This is a genomic window from Cellulomonas algicola (assembly GCF_003851725.1).
In the GTDB taxonomy this organism is placed as follows: domain Bacteria; phylum Actinomycetota; class Actinomycetes; order Actinomycetales; family Cellulomonadaceae; genus Cellulomonas; species Cellulomonas algicola.
The window spans coordinates 1-4,336 of the sequence record NZ_BHYL01000367.1; the positions used below are offsets into that span (position 1 = coordinate 1).

The window sequence follows — 4,336 nt, forward strand, 5'->3', positions numbered from 1 at the left end:
GTGCGGGCGGGGCCGGCGCCCGTCGAGCCGCCCCCGCCCCGCCCGCACGCTCCCGTCAGGCCGTCGCCGGCGCGCTGCTCGACTCGGTCGCGTCCGCCTCCGCGGCCTCACGCCGCAGCCGGCGCCGCTCGCCCCGCCGCTCGAACAGCGTGTAGAGCACCGGGACCACCACGAGCGTGAGCAGCGTCGAGCTCACGAGGCCGCCGATGACGACGAGCGCGAGCGGCTGCGAGATGAACGAGCCCCCGCCCGTGATCCCGACCGCCATGGGCGTGAGCGCGAAGATCGTCGCCGCGGCCGTCATGACGATGGGCCGCAGACGCTTGCGCGCCCCCTCCGCGACGGCGTCCGCCAGCGGACGGCCCCGCTCGCGGTACTGGTTGATGAGGTCGATGAGCACGATCGCGTTCGACACGACGATGCCGATGAGCATGAGCAGGCCGATGAGCGCCGGCACGCCCAGCGGCGTCGACGTCACGAGCAGCGCGATCAGCGCGCCCGTCGCGGCGAACGGCACCGACACCAGCAGGATCAGCGGCTGCACGAGGCTGCGGAACGTCGCGACCATGACGAGGTAGACGATCGCGATCGCGACGAGCATCGCGAGGCCCAGGTCGGCGAACGCGTCGGCCTGGTCGGCGGCGACACCACCGACCTCGACGGTCGCACCCGGCGGCAGGTCCAGGCCGTCGACCTCGGTGGTCAGCGCCGCCGTGAGGGCGCCGACGTCCTGGCCGGACGGCTTGACCGAGACGGTCGCGCTGCGCTCGCCGTCGACGCGCGTGACCGACGTCGGGACCTCCACCGCCTGCACGCTCGCGACCTGCGTGAGCGGGACCGGCCCGGCTGCGGTCGGCACGACGAGCCCCTCGACCTCCGCGACCGTCGTGGGTGCGTCGCCGACGGCCACCTCGACACCGACCGGGCCGTCCCCCAGGTTCACCGTGCCGATGGGGCTCGGCGCCATGAGCGAGGCCACCGTGCCGGAGACGGCCGTCTCGGTGAGACCCACCGCCGCGGCGGCGTCGCGGTCGACGACGACCTGCACGATGCGCTGGTCGCTCGCGAGGTTGTTGGTCACCTCGGCGACGCCGTCGACGTCACGCACGGCGTCCTCGACCTGCGCGGCCGCGGCGGCGAGGACGTCGGTGCCGGTCGCCCGCACGACCAGGTCGACCGTGCTGCTGCCGAACCCGGAGTCGCCGCCCGCGACCGTGATGCCCGTCGACGGCGCCTCCGAGAGCCCGTCGACGGCCTCGCGGACGGACTCCTGCGCGGCCACGCCGTCGGCGTCGGCGTCGAGGGTCACCGCGAACGTCGCCTGCGGGGTCGCTCCCCCGCCGAAGAACGCAGCCATCGCGGCGTCCGCGGTGCCGACGGTCGTCTGGACGGTCTCGACGTCGTCGAGCGCGAGCAGCGCGCCCTCGACCTCGCGCGCCGCCTCGTCCTGCGCGGCGAGCGTCGTGCCGGGCTCGAACGACTGCGTGACGGTCAGCGTGTCCTGCCCGGAGTCGCCGATGAAGTTCGTCTCCAGGCGCGGGACCAGCGCGAGCGTGCCGCCGAGGACGGCGACCGCGACCAGCAGCGTGATCACCGGGTGGCGCAGCGACGCGGCGAGCGTCGGGACGTAGGCGCGCTGCCAGACGCCGCGGCGCTCCTTCTCCTCGGCGCGCGCCCGGACCTCGGCGGCGTCGGCGACGCTCCCCGTCGGGGCCTTGATGAACCAGTACGCGAGCACCGGGACGATGCTCAGCGCGACGAGCAGCGACGCGCCCATCGCGATCGCGACGGTGAGCGCGAACGGCCGGAACAGCTCGCCGACCATGCCGCCGACCAGCGCGATCGGCAGGAAGACCGCGACCGTCGACACCGTGGAGGCGGTGATCGCGCCGCCGACCTCGCGCACCGCCGTGAGGATCGCCTCGCGCTTGCCCTCCCCGTAGGAGAGGTGTCGTTTGATGTTCTCGATGACGACGATCGAGTCGTCGACGACGCGTCCGATCGCGATCGTCATCGCGCCGAGGGTGAGGATGTTGAGCGTGTAGCCCGTGACGTTCATGACGACGAACGTGACGAGCAGGGACAGCGGGATCGAGATCGCCGACACGAGCGTCGAGCGGAGCGACGCGAGGAACAGCAGGATCACGATCACCGCGAACAGCAGGCCGAGCAGGCCCTCGGTCGCGAGCCCCTCGATGGACTCCTCGATGAACGGCGCCTGGTCGAACACGACCGCGACCCGCACGCCGTCGGCGTCGAGCTGCTCCGCGAGGTCGTCGAGCACACCCTGCACCGCGTGCGACACCTCGACCGTGTTGCCCGCGGGCGTCTTCGTGACCGCGACACCCAGCGAGGGGGCACCGTCGAGGCGCGAGTACGACGTCGGCGCGGCCGGCCCGGCCTCGACGGTCGCGACGTCGCCGAGCGCGACGACGTCGCCCGTCGGGCTGCTCAGCGGGACCGCGGCCAGGTCCTCGACGCTCGTGATCGGCGAGCCGATCTGCACGCTCAGCTCGGTGTCGCCGTCCGCGACCGTCCCCGCGGGGATCACCACGCCGTTGTCCTGCAGCACGGTCGTCACCTGGGCCGGCGAGAGTCCTGCGGCCGCCATCGCCGCGACGTCGAGGTCGACGAGCACCTCCTGGTCCGCGATGCCGGACACCCCGACGCTGCGCACGTCGGCGACCTGCTCGAGCCGCGGCTGCAGGACGTCCGTCACGAACGCCGCGAGGTCGTCCTGCGACGACCCGCCCGACACCGCGAGCTGGATGACCGGCAGGTCGTCGATCGACCCGGTCACGACCTGCGGCTCGACGACCGACGGGAGCTGGCGCTGGATGCGGTTGACGGCGCTCGCGAGCTGCTGGCTCGCGAGGTCCATGTCGGTGCCGTAGGTGAACTCGACGGTCGTGACGGACAGCCCGGTCGACGACGTCGACGTGACCTCCTCGACCTTGTCGACGCCCTTCGCCGCCGTCTCGACCGGCACGGTGACCTGGTCCTCGACGATCTGCGGCGCCGACCCCGGGTACACGCCGAGCACGACGGCGGTCGGGATCTGCAGCGACGGGATGAGCTCCTGACGCAGCGACCCGAGGCTCACCACCCCGAACACCGCGACGGCGACGGTCATCAGCGCGACGACCGCGCGGTTCGCGAGCGACAGCCTGGCCAGACGGTCCACGGGGCTTCCTCCCGGGTCGTGCGGGCACGCGCCGGGGACGGCGGCGCGCGGGATCTGGTCCGCACCCTAGGCGCGACCCGCCTCCCCAACGAACGACACCCGCGACGAGTTGCCGTGACCTGCGGCACCCACCAGCCTGGGCACGTGGACGACGACCGCGCGGTGCTGCACCGGTACCTCCAGAGCGCCCGCGACGCCCTCGTCTGGAAGCTCGACGGGCTCGACGAGCGCGCGGTGCGCCTGCCGCGCACCCCGACGGGCACCAACCTGCTCGGCCTCGTCAAGCACGCCGCGGGCGTCGAGCTCGGGTACTTCGGCGAGACGTTCGACCGCGACTTCCCGGGCCTGGCCGAGCTGGCCTGGTACCTCGACGAGACGACGCCCAACCTCGACATGTACGCCACGGCCGACGAGCCGGTCGACGAGATCGTCGGCCTGTACCGCCGCGTGTGGGCCTTCGCCGACGAGCTGGTCCTGAACGCACCGCTCGACACCCCGGGGCGCGTCGCATGGTGGCCCGAGCACCGCAACCCGGTGTCGCTGCGGGAGGTCGTCGTGCACGTGACGAGCGACCTGAGCAGGCACGCCGGGCACGCGGACATCCTGCGCGAGCAGGCGGACGGGGCCGCGGGGCTGCGCGTCGACAACAGCAACCTGCCCGGGATGACGGCCGACGAGTGGGCGGCCTACGTCGCGGAGCTCGAGCGCATCGCGGACGCCGCGGGTCGCTGACGGCCGGGCGCGACGCCGCGGGTCGCGGTCGGGCGGCCGGTCAGGAGTCGGAGCCGGTGCCCGCCGAGGCGACGAGCGTCCGGACCGACGACTCGACCTGCACGGGCGTCCTCCCGAACGGACGGCCCCACGTGACGAGCCGGTCGACGTACCGCCCGTAGTCGTCGGGGTGACCGTCGCGCAGCGGCAGGTCCGCGTCCCGCCCGAGCCACCCCCGGACGTCGTCGTCGAGCACGGGCACCGCGTGCGGTGCGTAGGGGTCGCGGCGCGCCGACGCGAAGTGCAGCCACGCCGTCAGGCCCGCCGGCGCGAGCCCGTGCAGCCGGTGCTCCACGATCCGCCGGTGCGCCGACCGGGCGGCGTCACCCGCCACGCCGCCGTGCCCGGCGGGCGTCGAGCGCACCGCGGACCCCGTCGCGG

At 74.0% G+C, this 4,336-nt stretch carries 3 protein-coding genes; 1 reads left to right on the forward strand and 2 read right to left on the reverse strand.

Annotation, left to right across the window (positions count from 1 at the left end; translation table 11 throughout):
- Nucleotides 1-55: 55 nt before the first annotated feature.
- Complete coding sequence (locus tag CTKZ_RS19175) at nucleotides 56-3,184, reverse strand: efflux RND transporter permease subunit (protein ID WP_124344416.1); 3,129 nt, start codon at nucleotides 3,182-3,184, stop codon at nucleotides 56-58.
- A gap of 144 nt (nucleotides 3,185-3,328) precedes the next feature.
- Between CTKZ_RS19175 and CTKZ_RS19180 the strand changes: the two genes are divergently transcribed.
- Nucleotides 3,329-3,916, forward strand: a complete 588-nt coding sequence (locus tag CTKZ_RS19180) for a DinB family protein (protein ID WP_124344417.1) — start codon at nucleotides 3,329-3,331, stop codon at nucleotides 3,914-3,916.
- A 40-nt stretch (nucleotides 3,917-3,956) separates the two neighbouring features.
- On the opposite strand, the gene CTKZ_RS19185 is transcribed toward CTKZ_RS19180, so the two are convergent.
- The coding region (locus tag CTKZ_RS19185) for an 8-oxoguanine DNA glycosylase OGG fold protein (protein ID WP_210766401.1) at nucleotides 3,957-4,336 on the reverse strand (380 nt) is incomplete at its 5' end.